The organism is Burkholderia sp. HMSC10F09 (genome assembly GCF_001806955.1).
Lineage (GTDB): Bacteria > Pseudomonadota > Gammaproteobacteria > Burkholderiales > Burkholderiaceae > Burkholderia > Burkholderia multivorans.
Genome location: NZ_KV786534.1, coordinates 1 through 15,591, shown reverse-complemented (window position 1 = coordinate 15,591; position 15,591 = coordinate 1). Strand labels below are relative to the sequence as shown.

Genomic DNA, 15,591 nt, shown 5'->3' with positions numbered 1-15,591 from the left:
CGACGCGTTCGTCAGCCGACGCTCGCGCCGCTCGGCGTCGACGCCGCACCCGGCATGCTCGCGCCGGTATCGGCCCCGGTGCCGGCCGCACCGCTGCTCGGCGTGCCCGACGGCGCGGTCGCCGGCGCGTTCGACATGCTGCCCGACGACGTCTGGTCGGAACTCGTGCTGTCCGATTTCTTCTGGCAGCCTGCGCCTGCCGCCATGCCGGCGATCAGGACGCCGGCGAAAACGGCTCGGCATACGTGACGAAATGAATATCGCTGCATGACACCTCCCGCTGATGTCGGTGGATGGGAACCCGTTCACGAGCAATCCGCGTACCGGCGTAACCATTCGTTTTTCAAATGAGGGCCAGCCGAATATTTAATTTCCCATGGCGGGACGCGCCCACCATACTCGCGAGCGAATCCCGACCATAACGGTCACGATGCGGTGTGCAACGCTGCGTGCAGCCGCGACGGGGGCCGGATTGCCGATACGGAAGGAGACACCGGCGTGCTACTGGAAACTGCCTGTCGCGCAGGCATCGTGCGCGGCGCCGCCAACGCGTCGCATCGAACCGGCACGGCCGCGCGCGGTCCTAAGCCGGGCCCCCGGCTGCGCGCTCGCGCTCGTCGCGCCAGCGCCGCATCGCCGCGGCGGACCTCGACATGCATGAGCGCGTAGCACCGCGCGCCGCCGAGCGCGACGCCGACGCCGCACACGCGCTCGACATGCTCGATGCGCGGCTCATGCGCATGCTGCTCGTGCTGCTGACCGAGCGCACGGTCTCGCGCGCCGCTGTGCGGCTCAACATGTCGCAGCCGGCGACGAGCGCCGCACTGAAACGGCTGCGTACGCTGCTGGGCGATCCGCTGCTCGTGCGCAGCCGCTACGGGATGGTGCCGACCGAGTTCGGCGGCCGGCTGATCGAGCCGCTGCGCAATGCACTGCGCGTGATCGACTTAATCCGGCTCCAGCAGCCGCGCTTCGACGCGCGTACGTCGGTACGCACCTACCGGATCGGCTGCCCCGACTATCTGAACGTGCTGTTCGTGCCGAAGCTCGTCGCGCTGTTCCGCACACGCGCGCCGCAGGCGCAGCTCGTGTTTCATCCGCTCGGCGACGGCTTCGACGACGAACGCGCGCTCGCCGACGGCGAACTCGATGTCGTAATCGACAATCGTCCCGCGCGCGGCGCGCAATTCCGGCAGGAACGGCTGTTCGACGACCGGATCGTGTGCCTGATGCGCGCGACGCACCCGCTCGCGCGGCGCGGCGCGATCACGGCCGCCGAATTCGCCGATGCGCCGCAGCTGTGCCCGTCGCCGTCGCGGCTCGAAGCGTCCGGTGCGATCGACCGGCAACTCGAGCGCGTCGGACTGAGGCGGCGCATCGTCGTCACGCTGCCGCACTTCGAGCTCGCCGCGCATGCGCTCGTGCGCTCGGATCTCGTCCTGACCACGACGTACCGGCTTGCGTGCCATTACGCGAAACTGCTGCCGCTGCGCGTCGTCGCGTTGCCGGCCGCTCCGCCCGAGGTCGACTATCGCATCACATGGAACGAAGCGGGTTCGTGCGTCGACGGCGTGCGCTGGCTGCGCGAGCTGATTGCCGAAGCGACACGCAGTTGGCTCGATGCCGAGGCTGCGCAGCCGGCGGTGACGGCACTGCCCGCGGCGGCGGCGGCTGCACCGACCGCCGCGACGTCCGAACCTGCGCGCACACGTCCGGGTCGCCGTCCGTCACGCTGCTCGTCGCGCCCGATTCGGACCGCGCGCTGCGCACGTCACGCGCGCATCGCGTCGAAATCGCACTGACCGTCGCGCCGTGCGTGCGGTTGCCCCCGCTGCGCTCCGCTACGATGCGTGCCGCGCGAGCGCAAGCAGCACCGACAACGACACGATCGAGCCGATCGTCGACAGCAGGATCGTGCGCGACGTCACCTGCGCTTCGCGTCCATAGAATTCGGCGAGCATATAAGGCCCCGTGCCGGTCGGCAGCGCCGCGAGCACGACGGCGATCTGCGCGAGCACCGGCGGCAGCGCGAACACGCGCACGCCGAGCCACCATGCGAGCGCGGGCTGGACGAAGAGCTTCGTCGCGGTCAGCGCGATGCTGCCGCGCGGCGTGTCGCCGGATGCCTCGCGCTTCTCCGCGAGAAACAGCCCGAGGCTCACGAGCGCGCACGGGCTGGCCGCCGCGCCGAGCAGCTTCAGGAATGTCTGCGCGGGCGCGGCGAGCGTCACGTGTGCGGCCGCGACGCACACGCCTGCGAGCGGCGCGACGATCAGCGGATTGCGCAGTAGCGCGCCGACGACCTTCCACATGAGTCTCAGCGGCGCACGGTCGCGCTGCAGCCCGATCTCGATGACGACGATCGCGCCGGCGAACAGCACGCACGCGACCAGAATCGTCGCGATCGTGGTCGGCGTCAGGCTGTCGGTGCCGAAGGCGAGCAGGCACAGCGGGAAGCCGAGATAGCCGGTGTTCGGATACGACGCGGCGATCGCGTCGATGCTGGCATCGGCGAGCGGCCGCCCGGCGAGCACACGCCAGATGAGCACGCCGCCGAACACGGCCGCGCAGGTCAGCGCGAACGTCGCGACGAAGGCCGGCTGATAGAGCTGATGCCACGAGGCCTGCGCCATGATCCGGAACAGCAGCGCGGGCAGCGCGAGCCAGACGACGAACCGGTTCAGTTCGGACGCGGCCGCCGGACCCAGCACGCCGCGCTTGCGGCACAGAAATCCTGCCGCGATCAGCCCGAACACGGGCAACAGAATCTCGATCGTCGATGACATCTTGGACACGCTGCGTGAAACCGGAACGCGCCAGCTTAATGGTTCCGCGCGGCTGCGTCCAATGCGGACGCCGGTGAGCACGGCTCGCCTCGCCTGTCGCAGTCGGTTGTGTAAGCAACTTGTATGCAGCCTGCGGGCCGCCGAGCGCCGCGGCGGCGGAGTACGAATATGCATTTCGCGATTCGATGTTTGTCTGCGCGAGGCCGAATCCGTAATCTGCCCGTCAGCCGCGCACCCCGCGCGGATGACCGAGGACCCGCCGCCATGCATTCGTCTCCGTCCCGCAGCCGACGCCGCGCACTGCTGCGCGTCGCGGCCGTCGCCGCCGCACCGCTGACCGGCGGCATTGCGCTATCCGTGCGCGCGGCCGGCACCGATGTGTCGGGCGTCACGCTCGTGCTCGGCGATCAGGCAGGCGGACTGCGTGCACTCGCCGAAGCGGCGCGGGTGCTCGACGGCGTGCCGTACCGGTTCCGCTGGGCGAATTTTCAAGGCGCCGCGCCGCTGTTCGAAGCGCACCGCGCGGGCGCGATCGATCTCGCACCGGCCGGCGACCTGCCCGTGCTGACCGCCGCGCTCGGCGATCCGGCGCTGCGGATCGTCGCGACGCGCGTCGGCTCGCCGACCTCGCTCGGCATCGTCGTGCAGCCCGACTCGCCGGTGCGCACGGTCGCGGACCTGAAAGGACGCACCGTCGTCGTATCGTCGGCGCGCGGCAGCATCTCGCAGTATCAGCTGTACGGCGCGCTGCGCGAACACGGGCTCGCCCCGACCGACGTCGACGTGCGCTTCGTGCTGCCCGTCGACGCGTTCGCCGCGTTCGAGGCGAAGCAGATCGCGATCTGGGCGACCTTCGATCCGTACTACGGACATGTGGTGCGACGCGGTGCGCGCGTGGTGCGCGACGGCAGCGGCATCAATTCGGGACTCGCGTTTCTCACGTCGCCGGTCGACACGCTGAACGACCGCGCGAAACGCGCGGCGCTCACCGACGTGCTCGCACGGCTCACGCGCGCCGGTCAATGGGCGCTGTCGCATCCGGCCGACTACGCGAACGTCTATGCAACGCTCACGCGCCTGCCGCCCGATGCAGCCGCCGATATCGCGCGCCGTGCGGCGCTCGCGCAGCGCAGCGTGTCGCGCGCCGACATCGACGTGCTGCAACGCGTCGCGGACCGTGCGGCGGCCGATGCGATCCTGCCGAAACGGGTCGATGTCGCGTCGATCGCGATACCGAACGTTTCCGCGACGTAGCGCACAGCGCTCAGCCCTCAGCCCTCAGCGCGGTTTCGACATGTCGAGATCCGGCACGTCGTCGCCGAACGTCGAGGCGACCAGCGTGCGCATCGCGGCGACCAACAGCGTCGGCCCCGACTGGTTGAACGTGCAGCGCTCGCCCGCGGCCGGCACCGCGCGATGCAGCACGGCGCGCCACGGGCCGCGCCCGCCTTCGCGCTCGAACGCGGCGAACGGCAGCCGCTCGACGATCGGGCCGCCGTCGGCCCACGACGACGACGGCGCGAACGGCACGGGCGCGCCGCCCGACTCGCCAGCCACCGTGCAGCCCGACGCATCGACGCGCGGCGCAGCGCGATCTATCGCCATCGCCACCCAGTAATCCAGCGCCGCGCCCGTCAGATCCTCGACTTGCATGCCCGCCTCCGCTCCGTGTTCAACGACGGCATCGCGCCCGCACGCACCGCGCCTCCCCGCCACCGTCTTTGATCTCCGCATCAACGCGATAAGCATAGTTCAAATCGTTGTTTGTCCGTGCCGGGAGCGTCATCGAGAATGACTCGACGGGTTCGCGCCCGCTTCGTTCCCCTGACGTTTCCACTTCGATCGATCCATGCTTCCACTGCGTCTGCTGCGATCGCTGCTGATCGCCTCCATCTTCGCGCTGCCGGCCGCCGCCGCGCACGCGGACAAACCTGCCGTCATCCGCATCGGCGTCGCGCAGCAAGGTGCCGGCGACCCGCCGACCTTCGGCGGCTCGTCCGCCGCGACCGTGCAATTGCAGCAGCTCGTCGAGAAGGAATTCGCGGCCGACGGCATCAAGGTGCAGTGGCTGTTCTTCAAGGGCGCCGGGCCGGCCGTCAACGAAGCGATCGCCAACAAGGCGCTCGACTTCGCGTACCAGGGCGACCTGCCCGCCGTGCTCGCGCGCGCCAACGGGCTCAAGACGCATCTGCTGCTTGCCACCAGCGTCCGCTCGGGCGTCAAGATCGCGGTGCCGCCCGATTCCGACATCAAGTCGATCAAGGACCTGAAGGGCCGCCGCGTCTCGATCTTCCGCGGCACGAACCTGCAGCTCGTCGCCGACAACGCGCTCGCGAAGAACGGGCTCGACGAACGCGACCTGCGCGTGACCAACCTCGACACCGCGAGCGCGCTGGCCGCGCTCGCGTCGAAGGGCATCGACGCGTCGGTGAACGACTACCAGCTGTACAAGCTGCGCGACGCGGGGCTCGCGAAAATCATCTACGAATCGCAGAACGACGGCCCGCAGTTCACGCGTCAGACGCACCTGCTCGTGCTCGACGATTTCGAGCGCGCGCATCCGGACATCGTGCAGCGCGTGGTCGACGCGGTCGTGAAAGGCGCGCGCTGGTCGTCCGACGAAGCGAACCGCGATGCGCTGTTCAAGTTGTGGGCGAAGAGCGGCGTGCCGGTGTCGTCCTGGCAGGCCGACTATGCGAACCCGCGCCTGAAGGATCGCCTGTCGCCGCTGATCGACCCGTTCCTCGTCGCGCGCTACAAGGCCGTCGCGCAGGATGCGCTGCGGCTGAAGCTGATCCGCCAGCCGATCGACGTCGACGGCTGGTTCGAGCCGAAGTATCTCGACAACGCGCTGCGCGCGCAGAAGCTCGAACAGTACTGGCCGCGCTACGACGCGTCAGGCAAGCCGCTGTCCTGAACCGGAGTCCACCGATGAGCGACACCGCGATCCCGATCCCGTCGTCCGACCTGCATGCGCTCGGCGCGTCGTCGCGCCGTCGCGCGGCCGTGAAGCGGCTGGCGTGGCTGCTCGCGCCGTGGGCACTGCCCGCGCTGCTGTTCGCGCTATGGAGCGTCGGCAGCGCGCGCGGCTGGATCGCGCCGCAGATCCTGCCGCCGCCCGATCAGGTCTATCAGGCGCTCGCCGAACTCGCGGCGAGCGGCGATCTCCTGCGCCATACGCTGATCAGCCTGCAGCGCGTGCTGGTCGGTTTCGCGGCCGGCACGCTGCTCGGCTTCGCGATCGGCGCGGCGCTCGGCCTGTCGCGGACGTTCGAAGCATACGTGCTGCCGAGCTTCAATGCGCTGGTGCAGATTCCGGTGCTCGGCTGGCTGCCATTCCTGCTGCTGCTCGTCGGCGTCGGGGAGCCGCTCAAGTACCTGCTGATCGCGCATGCGGCATTGGTACCGGTCACGCTGAGTACGCTGCAAGGCTTTCGTCAGACGCCCGCCGCGCTCGACGAGGTCGCGCGCGGATTCGGCTACACGCGCCGCCAGCGCATCGTTCACGTCGTGCTGCCGGCCGCCGTGCCGACACTCGCGACCGGCGTGCGGCTCGCGTTCACGAAGTCGTGGCTCGCGCTCGTCGTCGTCGAACTCGTCGCGTCGTCGGAAGGACTGGGCTACCTGATCGTGTACGGCCGGCAACTGTTCCAGCTCGATCTCGTGATGGCCGCCGTCGTCGTGGTCGGCGCGGTCGGCCTGTTGATCAACCGGCTGCTCGACGCGCTCGAAGCGCGCCTGCGGCGCGGCGTGCCGTCCGCGTTTCGCGGCTGACGCCGCGCGCCGCGCTTCCCGAGGAATCCTGTCATGCCGCATTCTGCTACGCCGATATCGCACGACGCACCGCGCGCTACCGTCTTGACGCGACGCCGCCAAGCGCGCGACTGGCGCGGCCTCGTGCTGCCGCTCGCCGCGGTCGCGATCTGGTGGGCGATCGCATCCGCACATCTGGTCAACAGCGGGCTGCTCGTCAGCCCCGCCGACGTGCTGCACACCGCATGGACGCAGATCGCGAGCGGCGCGCTGCTCCGCGCGCTGTCGGCGTCGCTTGCGCGCGAAGCATGCGGCTTCGCGATCGGCGCGACGGGCGGGCTGCTGCTCGGCACCGCGCTCGGTTTGTCACGCGTCGCGACGCGCGTCGTCGGCCCGAGTTTCGACACCTTCAAGCAGATCTCGCTGTTCGCGTGGATCCCGCTGATCTCCGTCTGGTTCGGCCTCGGCGACGTCGCGAAGGTCGTGTTCCTGTCGCTCGCCGCGCTGCTGCCGGTCGCCGCGCATACCTGCGACGGCATTCACGCGGTGCCGCGCGCGTATGTCGACGTCGCCCGTGCGCTGCGCTATTCGCGGCTTCAGCTCGTGCGCCACGTGATCCTGCCCGCCGCGCTGCCGTCGATCTTCACCGGACTCTATCTCGGCCTCATCTATTCATGGCTCGCGACGCTCGGCGCCGAATATCTGCTGGTCGCGGGCAGCGGCATCGGCAACACGCTGATCGACGGCAGCGAGCAGTTCCGCATGGATCTCGTGCTGTTCGGGATCATCGTCGTCGGCGCGACCGGATGGGCGCTGAACGCGCTCGCCCGCGCGCTCGAGCGCAAGGTGCTCGCGCAGCGCGGCGACCTGAACGCCTGATCGTCCCTTTCTCCGTGACTTCCTACGCCTCTCCGCCATGACGACCCTCGCCTCCGATTCGCTCGACATCCTTCACGTGAGCAAACGCTATGCGCAGCGCGGCGCCTCGCTCGCCGTGCTCGACGACGTGTCGCTGCACGTGCGCGCCGGCGAGTTCGTCACGATCGTCGGGGCGAGCGGCTGCGGCAAGTCGACACTGCTGCGGCTGATCGCGGGGCTCGACACCGACTATGCCGGCGAGATCCGCGCGGGCGACGAGGTCGTACGCGACACGTCGCTGCAGCGCGGCATCGTGTTCCAGGATCACCGGCTGTTCCCGTGGCTGACCGTCGCGCAGAACATCGAGGCCGCGCTGCGCAACGCGCCACTCGATGCGCAGCAGAAGCGCCGTGCGGTGGTGGATCACATCGCGCTCGTTGGGCTGAACGGCTTCGAGCACGCGTATCCGAACCAGTTGTCGGGCGGCATGGCGCAGCGCGTCGCGATCGCGCGCGGCCTCGTGAACCGTCCGCGCGTGCTGCTGCTCGACGAGCCGTTCGGCGCGCTCGACGCGCAGACGCGCGCGCGCATGCAGAACGAACTGCTGCGCATCTGGGAGCAGGAGCGCATCACGATGATCCTCGTCACGCACGACGTCGACGAAGCCGTTTATCTCGGCGATCGCGTCGTCACGATGGCGCCGCGCCCCGGCCGCATCGAGCGCATCGTCGACGTCGCGCTGCCGCGCCCGCGCCGGCGCGATTCGCCGGAATTCGCGCGGCTGCGCGCCACGGTGCTCGCCGATTTCGACGACGGCGGCGACGGCGATCTCCCGGGTGGCACGCCTGCGCGGGCCGATACGCCGCACGCGCAGCGGATCGGCGCGTGGCGGCTCGCCTGGTAGGCACCCGCGCACGCGTCGTTGCATCGCACGCCCGCGCATATCGATCGTTCGCATCCGCACGCTAAGGTTGTGACGATTGATCGGTTCCGGTTCCGCGCGGTCCCTGCTTGAATGGAAACCCGAACGTCCTCACCTCAGGAGACTCCCGATGTCCGAAGTCCAGCACGCCGCTCACCCGTCATCGCACGCCGCGCCGCGCACGGCCGCTGCCCCGCTCCAGCTTCGTCAGGTCGCCGGCAGGATCGGCGCCGAAATCTCCGGCGTGCGGCTGTCGGCCACGCTCGACGATGCGACGTTCGACGCGATCCAGGCCGCGCTGCTGCGCCACAAGGTGCTGTTCTTCCGCGGCCAGCATCATCTCGACGATGCCGCGCAGGAAGCGTTCGCGCGCCGCTTCGGCGACACCGTCGCGCATCCGACCGTGCCGTCCGTCGACGGCAGCGCACATCTGCTCGAACTCGACTCCGCGCACGGCGCGCGCGCCAACTCGTGGCACACCGACGTGACCTTCGTCGACGCGTATCCGAAGATCTCGATCCTGCGTGCCGTCGTGATCCCGCCCGTCGGCGGCGACACGGTGTGGGCCAACACGGCGGCCGCGTATGCGCATCTGCCCGACACGCTGCGCACGCTCGCCGATACGCTGTGGGCCATCCATACGAACGCGTACGACTACGCGTCGACGCACGTGCACGCCGACGAAACGCAACTGAAGCGCTACCGCGAAGTGTTCACCTCGACCGTCTACGAGACCGAGCACCCGGTCGTGCGCGTGCATCCCGAAACGGGCGAGCGCACGCTCGTGCTCGGCCACTTCGTGCAGCGGATCAAGGGCCTGTCGACGCAGGATTCCGCGCATCTGCTGCAGGTCTTCCACGAACACGTGACGCGCCTCGAGAACACCGTGCGCTGGAGCTGGCAGGAAGGCGACGTCGCGATCTGGGACAACCGCGCGACGCAGCATTACGCGATCAACGACTACGGCGATGCGCGCCGCGTCGTGCGCCGCGCGACGGTGCACGGCGACGTGCCGGTCGCCATCGACGGCCGGCAAAGCGTCTTGCTGAAGGGGCCGGGCACCACGCTGCAGTAATGCAGTCATGCGTGTCGCGCAGGCCGAAACGGCGATGCGTCGCCGTCCGTGCCTGCGCGGCCGCCCGTGCCGCGTTACCGGAAACCCGACCATGCATCCACGTCCGCCAAACCGGCTCGCCAGCCTGTCGCGATGTCGGCCGTTCGTTCCGTTCACTTCCGCCAGGAGCGTCGCATGAGTGCCCTACTCGAACCCGCCGGCCAGCCGATCGACGTGATTCCGCTGTCCGCCCACATCGGCGCGGAGATTCGCGGCGTCGACCTGACCCAGCCGCTGACCTCCGGGCAGATCGCCGCGATCCGCGACGCACTGCTGAAATGGCGCGTGATCTTCTTCCGCGAACAATTCCTCACGCACGAGCAGCACGTCGCGTTCTCCGCGCAGTTCGGGGAACCGACGGTCGGCCATCCGGTGTTCGGACATGTCGAAGGACACCCCGCCGTCTACTCGATTGCGAAGCACCGCAAGGCGACGCGCTTCGAAGGCGAACCGGTGCGACGGCCGTGGACCGGCTGGCATACCGACGTCACCGCGGCCGTGAATCCGCCGTGGGCGTCGATCCTGCGCGGCGTGACGATTCCGCCGTACGGCGGCGACACGCAGTGGACCAATCTCGTGCGCGCGTACGAGACGCTGTCCGCGCCGCTGCGCGGCTTCGTCGACGGGCTGCGCGGCATTCACCGCTTCACGCCGCCGGCCGGCGCGCGCGCGACCGGCGCCTTCGACGAAGCGGTCGAGCGGCGCCCGCTCGTGACCGAGCACCCGCTCGTGCGCGTCCATTCGGAAACCGGCGAGCGTGCGCTGTACGTGAGCCCGAGTTTCCTGAAATCGATCGTCGGGCTGACGCCGCGCGAAAGCCAGGCGCTGCTCGAACTGCTGTGGGAACACGTGACGCGGCCCGAATTCACGATCCGCTTCAAGTGGGAACCGCGCAGCATCGCGTTCTGGGACAACCGCGCAACGGCGCATCTCGCGCCCGTCGACATCTTCGATCTCGACTTCGATCGCCAGCTCTACCGCACCACGCTCGTCGGCGACGTGCCGGTCGGCCCGGACGGACGGCCGTCGGTCGCACTCGAAGGCTCGCCGGTGGAGGCCGCGGCGGCGGTCGCGCTCAACTGACGCGTCACGCGCGCACGGACCGGCGCGCCGGTCCGTCGTCGCCAGCACCGCGATTCACCGCGCCACTGCGCATCATTCGAGCCACACGCCGTCGAACCGATGCCCGCCGAGCGGCGAAAACACGAGCCCGTGCACGCGCTTCGACACCGGCAGCGACACGATCGACGTCGCGATCGGCGTGAACGGCACCTGATCCTTGAACACGACCTGCGCCTGCTCGTACAGCGCCGTGCGCTTCGCGACGTCGGCATTCGTGCGCGCCGCGTCGACGAGCCGCTCGAAATCCGCGTTGCACCACTTCGCGAGATTGCTGCCGTGCACGGCGTCGCAGCCGAGCAGCGCGCCGAGCCAGTTGTCGGGATCGCCGTTGTCGCCGGACCAGCCGTACAGGATCGCGTCGTGCTGGCCGTCCTGCTTCGCGCGCCGGTTGTATTCGCCCCACTCGTAGCTGACGATCTTCGCGCGCACGCCGATCTTCGCCCAGTCCTGCTGGATCAGTTGCGCCATCAGCTGCGCGTTCGGGTTGTACGGCCGCTGCACGGGCATCGCCCACAGCGTCAGGTCGAAGCCGTTCGGGAATCCCGCGCGCGCGAGCAGCGCCTTCGCGGCGGCCGGATCGTGCGGCGCATCCTTCAGGCGCGGGTTGTACGACCATTGCGCCGGCGGCATCGGGTTGGTCGCGATCGCCGCGTCGCCGTTGAAGACCGTCCTCAGGATCGCAGCCTTGTCGATCGCCATGTCGAGCGCACGCCGCACGTCGACGCGATCGAGCGGCGGATGCTGCGTGTTGTACGCGACGAAGCCGACGTTGAACCCCGTTGCAGAGAACAACGTGAGCGACGGATTGCGCCGCACCGTGTCGAGATCGGCCGGGCGCGGGAATACCGACACCTGGCACTCGCCGCTCGTCAGCTTGTGCAGGCGCGTCGCCGGATCGGGCGTGATCGAGAACACCAGATGCGCGAGCTTCACGTCGTCGGGCTTCCAGTAGTCGGGATTCGCGTCGTAGCGGATCACCGCGTCCTTCTGATACGCGCGCAACAGGAACGGGCCCGTGCCGACCGGAAACTGGTTGATGTCGGCCTCGCGATGGCGCGCGGCAAGCTGCGACGCATATTCGGCCGACAGGATCGACGCGAAGGCCATCGCGAGATTGCGCACGAACACGACGTCGGGCTCTTTCAGCGCGAAGCGCACCGTGTAGTCGTCGACCTTTTCGATGCGTTCGATATTGCGGTCGAAGCCGAGGTCGCTGAAGTACGGAAAGCTGACCGGGTATGCCTTGCGGAACGGATCGTCGCGATCGAGCATCCGGCGGAACGTGAAGACGACGTCGTCGGCCTGGAACGCGCGGGTCGGCTTGAACCATGCGGTCGTCTGGAATTTCACGCCGCGCCGCAGGTGGAAGGTATAGACGCGCTGGTCGGCCGACACGTCCCAGCTCGTCGCCAGCCCCGGCTCGAGGTCGAGCGTGCCGCGCCGGAACTGCACGAGTTCGTTGTAGATCGTATGCGTGCTCGCGTCGAAATCGGTGCTCGTCGTGTGCTGGCCGGGATCGAAACCGGCCGGGCTGCCTTCGCTGCAGAACACGAGCGTGTTGCCGGCCGGCGCGGCAAGCGCGGGCGACGCGGCCCCGGCCAGCATCAGCGACGCGGCGACGCAGCGAAGCGCGCTCGCGAACGGCGATACGTTGCGCGCGCGACGCGCGGCGGGCGAGATCAAGCGGATATTCATGGCGATCGAAACGGACGGCGTTCATACGAATGAAGACGGACGATCTTCGCGCCTGTCCCGCCGATCGCGAACCAATCGATTCGCCATTGCTTATCGCGATCGCTGCATCCCGGCGCCGTTGCATGAAAACGTCCGCGCGAGCGCCGGGGCGAGCCTGGCGTCATCCGGCCCCTGCAGGTTCTGCGGAATCGGCGCATCGTATCGGTTGGCCGGCCGGTCTCCGGCGCACGCATGCCGGGATACGCCGCCTTCGCCCCGCCCATACCAGGAGGACACACGATGCCTGACAGCCCCGATCCGCAATCGCGCCCCGTGAAGACGCCGGGCCCCGACCATCCGATCACGGTCTCGCCGCACCCCTCGCGCGTAGTCGTTACCGTGGCCGGCCGCACCGTCGCCGATACGCAGCGTGCGCTGGCGCTGCGCGAGGCCAGCTACCCGGCCGTGCTCTACATTCCGCGCGAGGATGTCGACATGGCACTGCTGCAACGCACCGACCATGCGACGTACTGTCCGTACAAGGGCGACTGCGCGTACTACTCGATCCCGTCCGGCGGCGCGCGCGCGGTCAATGCGGTCTGGACGTACGAACGTCCGTATCCGGCCGTCGAAGCGATTCGCGGGCACCTCGCGTTCTATCCCGATCGCGTCGATTCGATCGTCGACAACGCGGCCGGCCCGGATTGAGCGTCGACGGCGCCCTGCCTGCATGCCGCCGCCGCGATGCGATGCGCGCTGCGCCGCCGCACATCGCGCGAGCCGCTTTCGCACTGCGCCGCGGCTGATTTGCATATGCGGATTCGTTGGTTGGCCGCCGGCGCGCGCCGACGTATCGTGCTGAGTCCGGCGCGGACCGCCGGTTGCGCGCATCGCCGCATCCGGTCCCGCCGTGCGCCGACCGCGCCGCATTCGCGCGCGGCCCGCTTTCCGCACGCAGGACGCTTCCATGAAAGACACATCGCACGCATACGTCGAAACAGGCGCAGCGAACGCGCAGCGCCGCCGCTGGCTGCAACGCGCGGCCGCCGGCGTCGCCGGGCTCGCGCTCGGGCCGCTCGCGGGGCTGCCCGCGCATGCGCAGGGCACCACACGGTTGCGCATCGGCTTCCAGAAATACGGCAACTTCGTCGTGCTGAAGGCGCGCGGCACGCTCGAAAAACGGCTCGCGAGCCAGGGCGTCGCCGTGCAATGGCTCGAGTTTCCGGCCGGACCGCAACTGCTCGAAGGACTGAACGCCGGCGCGATCGACGTCGGCACGGTCGGCGAAACGCCGCCGATCTTCGCGCAGGCGGCCGGCGTCGATTTCGTCTATATCGGCAACGAGCCGCCTGCGCCGCACGGCGAGGCGATCGTCGTGCTGCCCGACTCGCCGATTCGCAGCGTCGCGCAGCTGCGCGGCAAGAAGGTCGCGTTCAACAAGGGATCGAACGTTCACTATCTGCTCGTGAAGGCGCTGCAGCAGGCAGGCCTCGCCTACACCGACATCCAGCCGATCTATCTGACGCCGGCCGATGCGCGCGCCGCGTTCGTGCAGCGCAACGTCGACGCGTGGGTGATCTGGGATCCCTATCTCGCCGCGGCCGAACGGCAGCTCGGCGCGCGCGTGATCGCGAACGGCGAAGGGCTCGTACGCAATACGCAGTACTACCTTGCCGCACGCAAGTACGCGGCCGCACAGCCGCAGGTGCTGCGCGCGCTGCTCGACGAGATCGACGCGGTCGATCGCTGGGGACGCGACCATGTGGCCGACGTCGCCACGCTGCTGTCGCCGCTCGTCGGCCTCGACGCGCCGACGCTCGAAGTCGCGCTCAAGCGCACCGGCTACGGCGTGCAGCCGATCGCGGACGCGACGCTCGCATATCAGCAGAACATCGCCGACACGTTCAGCACGCTGAAGCTGATTCCGGGCAAGATCAGCGTCGCGTCCGCGCGCTGAGCGGCCGCTGCATGCGTTGCATTACGGCGCGCGTGTCGCGCCGATGCGTCGCCACTCGTCGTAGTCGATCACGAGGCCCGCTGCGTCGACCGTGAGGTCGGCCGCATACGTGCCGCTCTCGTAGCGGTACGCGTTCGGTGCGATCCGCGTGTAGCGCTGCTCGCCGCACACGATGTCGAACGCGGGAAAGCGCAGCCATGCGGTCCGGATCGCGGCGGCATCGCCGACTTTCAGTGCAAGGCGACGGATCGGCAGCGTGTTCGTCGACGGACTGAAGCCGAGATCGACGTCGGTCGCGCCGTCGAGCGCGGGCGCGTCGACGCCGTCGATCGTCCATCGGCCGCCGTCGCAGCGCAGCTCGATCTGCCGCGCGGCCGCCCCGATCCAGCGCGTCACGCGCGCCGATCGCGTGAGCCAGTCGGCATCGCATGCGATCGCGTAGTCGACGCGAAACGGCGTGCCGTCGATCGCACCGGCGACGCTCCCCGACAACTCGATACCGTCACGCCCATCGACGAGCCGGCACCATTCGGCCGCGTGCCAGGTCTGCGCGATCTGCCATGCGACGCAGTGCGTATGGGTCGGTTCGTGCCGTTGCGTCATTCGTTGCCTCCGTTCGATTGCCGTCGTACGCCGCAGTGCAGACGCCATGGAGGCGATTCTCGCGCATCGCGCGGCGTCTGCGTACGGGTAGGACGGTCCGATCTTGCATGCGCGCCGGCGGTGCGCTAACGTGCGCGTTTCCGGGATAACCGAAGCCTCGCGTCGAAACCCATCCGTCGATTCGATCCGACGCGGCCGTCCGTTGCCGGGCCCCGCCGCGTCGCGCGTACTGGAGGGGTCTGCGTTGGACGTTCGCGTTTACCTGCTCGCCGCCGCCGTGTTTCTCGCCGGCGTCGCCGAAAACATCTGCGTCGGCATCCTGCCGGCGATCTCCGCCGGTCTTGACGTATCGGTCGCGGCCGCCGGCCAGCTCACGACGATCTTCTCCGCCGTATTCGCACTCGCCGCGCTCGTCGCGGCCGCCGTCGTCGCGCGCATCGAACGGCGCACGGCCCTGCTCGCGTCGCTCGCCACATTTGCAGCCGCAAACCTGCTCGCCGCGGCGAGCGCCGGGTATGCGAGCCTGTTCGCCGCGCGCATGGTGATGGCCGCGAGCTGCGCGATGCTGATCCTCGTCGCGACGCGCCTGGCGGCCGAGCTCGCGACGCCGGCGCAGCGCGGCCGCGCGATCGGCATCGTGTTCATGGGAATCAGCGCGTCGCTCGTGCTCGGCGTGCCGATCGGGATGCGGATCGCCGACTGGGCCGGCTGGCGCGCCGTGTTCGCGTCGCTCGCGGTGCCCGCGCTGCCGCTCGCGGTCTGGCTCGGCCGCCGGCTGCCGCGCATCGCGGCCGTCGATGCC

Annotated in this window: 16 protein-coding genes; 12 read left to right on the top strand and 4 right to left on the bottom strand. The window is 69.3% G+C overall.

Translation table 11 applies throughout. The features are described 5' to 3' along the window. A partial coding sequence (locus HMPREF3115_RS03230; RefSeq protein ID WP_256275984.1) for a hypothetical protein occupies positions 1–249 on the top strand: 249 nt, incomplete at its 5' end. A 404-nt stretch (positions 250–653) separates the two neighbouring features. Beyond that, positions 654–1,802, top strand: a complete 1,149-nt coding sequence (locus HMPREF3115_RS03225) for a LysR family transcriptional regulator (protein ID WP_070553413.1) — start codon at positions 654–656, stop codon at positions 1,800–1,802. A 39-nt stretch (positions 1,803–1,841) separates the two neighbouring features. Here the strand turns inward: HMPREF3115_RS03225 and HMPREF3115_RS03220 are convergent, their stop codons facing one another. Beyond that, positions 1,842–2,786 carry an AEC family transporter gene (locus HMPREF3115_RS03220; RefSeq protein ID WP_070553412.1) on the bottom strand — a complete coding sequence of 315 codons (945 nt, stop codon included), beginning with the start codon at positions 2,784–2,786 and terminating at the stop codon, positions 1,842–1,844. Between the two features lie 264 nt (positions 2,787–3,050). On the opposite strand from HMPREF3115_RS03220, the gene HMPREF3115_RS03215 reads away from it, so the two are divergent. Further along, entirely contained in the window at positions 3,051–4,040 is a 990-nt protein-coding gene (locus tag HMPREF3115_RS03215) for an ABC transporter substrate-binding protein (protein WP_006403905.1), read from the top strand. A 24-nt stretch (positions 4,041–4,064) separates the two neighbouring features. On the opposite strand, the gene HMPREF3115_RS03210 is transcribed toward HMPREF3115_RS03215, so the two are convergent. Next, positions 4,065–4,439 carry a phage protein NinX family protein gene (locus HMPREF3115_RS03210; protein WP_065495193.1) on the bottom strand — a complete coding sequence of 125 codons (375 nt, stop codon included), beginning with the start codon at positions 4,437–4,439 and terminating at the stop codon, positions 4,065–4,067. A gap of 196 nt (positions 4,440–4,635) precedes the next feature. Here HMPREF3115_RS03210 and HMPREF3115_RS03205 point away from each other — a divergent pair, with 196 nt between their 5' ends. From HMPREF3115_RS03205 to HMPREF3115_RS03180, 6 genes are all read left to right on the top strand, one after another. Next, entirely contained in the window at positions 4,636–5,703 is a 1,068-nt protein-coding gene (locus HMPREF3115_RS03205) for an ABC transporter substrate-binding protein (protein ID WP_070553411.1), read from the top strand. A 14-nt stretch (positions 5,704–5,717) separates the two neighbouring features. Beyond that, positions 5,718–6,560, top strand: a complete 843-nt coding sequence (locus HMPREF3115_RS03200; RefSeq protein ID WP_006403908.1) for an ABC transporter permease — start codon at positions 5,718–5,720, stop codon at positions 6,558–6,560. Positions 6,561–6,593: 33 nt separating this feature from the next. Further along, positions 6,594–7,418: an ABC transporter permease gene (locus HMPREF3115_RS03195; protein ID WP_053298733.1), complete on the top strand. Its 825-nt coding sequence runs from the start codon at positions 6,594–6,596 to the stop codon at positions 7,416–7,418. Between the two features lie 37 nt (positions 7,419–7,455). Then, positions 7,456–8,301: an ABC transporter ATP-binding protein gene (locus HMPREF3115_RS03190; RefSeq protein ID WP_006411670.1), complete on the top strand. Its 846-nt coding sequence runs from the start codon at positions 7,456–7,458 to the stop codon at positions 8,299–8,301. A 148-nt stretch (positions 8,302–8,449) separates the two neighbouring features. After that, positions 8,450–9,394, top strand: coding sequence for a TauD/TfdA dioxygenase family protein (locus HMPREF3115_RS03185; RefSeq protein WP_006403911.1), 945 nt, complete (start codon positions 8,450–8,452; stop codon positions 9,392–9,394). A 174-nt stretch (positions 9,395–9,568) separates the two neighbouring features. Further along, a complete protein-coding gene (locus tag HMPREF3115_RS03180; RefSeq protein WP_070553410.1) occupies positions 9,569–10,516 on the top strand; it encodes a TauD/TfdA dioxygenase family protein in 948 nt (315 codons plus the stop codon). Positions 10,517–10,588: 72 nt separating this feature from the next. Here HMPREF3115_RS03180 and HMPREF3115_RS03175 read toward each other — a convergent pair whose 3' ends face one another. Continuing rightward, complete coding sequence (locus HMPREF3115_RS03175; protein ID WP_035948095.1) at positions 10,589–12,250, bottom strand: ABC transporter substrate-binding protein; 1,662 nt, start codon at positions 12,248–12,250, stop codon at positions 10,589–10,591. A 279-nt stretch (positions 12,251–12,529) separates the two neighbouring features. Here HMPREF3115_RS03175 and HMPREF3115_RS03170 point away from each other — a divergent pair, with 279 nt between their 5' ends. Together HMPREF3115_RS03170 and HMPREF3115_RS03165 are read left to right on the top strand one after the other, a co-directional pair. Further along, positions 12,530–12,937: a DUF427 domain-containing protein gene (locus tag HMPREF3115_RS03170; RefSeq protein WP_070553409.1), complete on the top strand. Its 408-nt coding sequence runs from the start codon at positions 12,530–12,532 to the stop codon at positions 12,935–12,937. A 259-nt stretch (positions 12,938–13,196) separates the two neighbouring features. Then, positions 13,197–14,186: a sulfonate ABC transporter substrate-binding protein gene (locus tag HMPREF3115_RS03165; protein WP_070553408.1), complete on the top strand. Its 990-nt coding sequence runs from the start codon at positions 13,197–13,199 to the stop codon at positions 14,184–14,186. 21 nt (positions 14,187–14,207) lie between these two features. On the opposite strand, the gene HMPREF3115_RS03160 is transcribed toward HMPREF3115_RS03165, so the two are convergent. Beyond that, complete coding sequence (locus HMPREF3115_RS03160) at positions 14,208–14,789, bottom strand: putative glycolipid-binding domain-containing protein (RefSeq protein WP_006411673.1); 582 nt, start codon at positions 14,787–14,789, stop codon at positions 14,208–14,210. 244 nt (positions 14,790–15,033) lie between these two features. Between HMPREF3115_RS03160 and HMPREF3115_RS03155 the strand changes: the two genes are divergently transcribed. Beyond that, positions 15,034–15,591 (top strand): MFS transporter (locus HMPREF3115_RS03155; RefSeq protein ID WP_141751627.1); only part of this gene is annotated, 558 nt, incomplete at its 3' end.